The 838-nt window shown below is 42.1% G+C and carries 2 protein-coding genes; both read left to right on the forward strand.

Going from position 1 to position 838, the window contains the following annotated elements; genetic code table 11:
* On the forward strand, window positions 1-239 hold a 239-nt coding region (locus tag BM613_RS14610; RefSeq protein ID WP_219930729.1), incomplete at its 5' end, for a hypothetical protein.
* Between the two features lie 134 nt (window positions 240-373).
* A partial coding sequence (locus BM613_RS14615; protein ID WP_109431866.1) for a gamma-glutamylcyclotransferase family protein occupies window positions 374-838 on the forward strand: 465 nt, incomplete at its 3' end.

Here is an 838-nt window from a genome sequence, read left to right on the forward strand (position 1 = left end):
GAGGATGTACAATGAAAAAAGTGATTGAAATTTTAGAAACGCGCAAGTCGTCCATTGAGGAATTGTTGGGACACAATTATGACTTGCTGTGTGATATTGAGCAAAAGTTTGCGATGGCTGCTGATTCATGTTGGCTCAGGAATAGAGTAGAAGAAATGCGTACAGAGATTGATTCCTGCGAAAAAATGATTCGTGAGTTAGAAGATGCTATTGCACTTCTTATCCGATTTTCCGAATAGCCGACCCGCTTGCGCCATCGTTACAATATCCCGCTGCTCGTGTTTGGGCCGTCTTTTTTTTACATCAATCATTGACTTGAATCTATTTATTTGATATTATATAAACAATAAATTGAGTTCGGAGGAGAGGAAAAATGAGGGTTTTTGTTTATGGGACGCTTTTGACAGGGGAAGGAAATCATCGCGTCATCGCTCCCTATGTGCATTCGATTTGCGAAGGAAGAATCGAGGGCGCGCTGTATAATTCAGGCCCCTTTCCCTATCTTGATGTCAATGGAAACGGGGTTGTAAAAGGGGAATGGGTTACGATTAAGAAAGGAATGGAGGAAAAAGCGCTTTTGGACTTGGACAGGCTAGAAGGGTATCGCGGGGAAGGGCAGATGAATTTATATGATCGAGTGCTCGTTCCCGATGTAAATCTCCCTGAAATTTTTGGTTACGTCTATACATGGCCGACAGAAAAATCAAAAAAGCAGTTGCTTGCCTACCCAAAAATCGCTTCGGGTGATTGGCGCAAGCGTCATCAAGAAACCAAGAAAATTGCCAAGAAGATTGACCAATTGTACTTTGCCTATGGTTCTTGCATGAATGCAAAAAGT

The organism is Sulfoacidibacillus thermotolerans, from assembly GCF_003144315.1.
Lineage (GTDB): Bacteria > Bacillota > Bacilli > Alicyclobacillales > SLC66 > Sulfoacidibacillus > Sulfoacidibacillus thermotolerans.